Source organism: Arthrobacter sp. JCM 19049, from assembly GCF_001310435.1.
This window is the reverse complement of record NZ_BAXF01000731.1, coordinates 1-868: the sequence shown is the minus strand read 5'-3', so window position 1 is coordinate 868 and position 868 is coordinate 1. Positions and strand designations below refer to the sequence as shown.

The window sequence follows — 868 nt, the reverse complement described above, 5'->3', positions numbered from 1 at the left end:
CGCCCGAGCACCAGCGGGCGCACGCCGTGCGGGTCGCGGGCGGCGTAGAGCGTGTTTTCGTCCATGAACACGAAGCAGAACGCGCCCTCGATCTTCGGCAGCAGCCCCAGCGCCGTTTCCTCCAGGGTCTGGCCCTCGGAGCCGCCCAGCAGGGAGGTGACCAGCGCGGTGTCGGTGGTGTTGCCCTGGGCGATTTCGCCGGTGATCTTCCCGCCCTCGGCGTCGATCTTGGCGCGTACCATCTCGGCCAGGTCCGCTGAGTTGGTCAGGTTGCCGTTGTGGGCCAGGGCACGGTGCCGGACTTGGTCGGGCCCAGGGTCGGTTGGGCGTTGGCCCAGTGGCTGGAGCCGGTGGTGGAGTAGCGGCAGTGGCCGATGGCCAGGTGCCCGCTCATGGAGTTCAGGGTGTTCTCGTCAAAGACCTGGGAGACCAGGCCCATGTCCTTGTAGACGTTGATGCGTTCCCCGTCGGAGGTGGCGATGCCCGCGGACTCCTGCCCACGGTGCTGCAGTGAGTACAGACCGTAGTAGGTCAGTTTCGCTACTTCTTCGCCCGGTGCCCACACACCAAAGACACCGCACTCGTCCTGCGGTCCCTTGTCGCTTGAAAGGAGGTCATGATTCAGTTTTCCATCGCCACGCGCCATGTCAGTATTCTCTCATGTATCCGGGTCGGGGTCGGCCAAAAGGGTGGTTCGTTACAGGCTGCCCGGCTCTACGCAGTTCACCGGATCTGCCCGGTGTTCTAGGGGTGTTCGCGGTGCGGGGTCTCGGTGTGGGACGGTTCGTCCTGCTGCACCGGCACGGCCAGGCGGCGGACCGTCTGGCGGGCGCTGACCCGGTCCAGCACCAGGTAGACAACGGCGGCC

At 66.0% G+C, this 868-nt stretch carries 1 protein-coding gene and 1 pseudogene; both read right to left on the bottom strand.

The window, feature by feature from the left end; all coding sequences use genetic code 11:
* A pseudogene (locus JCM19049_RS21475) lies at window positions 1–338 on the bottom strand (amidophosphoribosyltransferase); the annotation flags it as partial.
* Window positions 266–646, bottom strand: a complete 381-nt coding sequence (locus JCM19049_RS21470; RefSeq protein WP_279403404.1) for a hypothetical protein — start codon at window positions 644–646, stop codon at window positions 266–268. The pseudogene JCM19049_RS21475 and the gene JCM19049_RS21470, both read right to left, overlap by 73 nt.
* Window positions 647–868: the final 222 nt, after the last annotated feature.

Excerpts from the sequence above, each read along its gene's own strand:
- JCM19049_RS21470 (WP_279403404.1), bottom strand. The coding sequence starts at position 646 with ATGGCGCGTGGCGATGGAAAACTGAATCATGACCTCCTTTCAAGCGAC.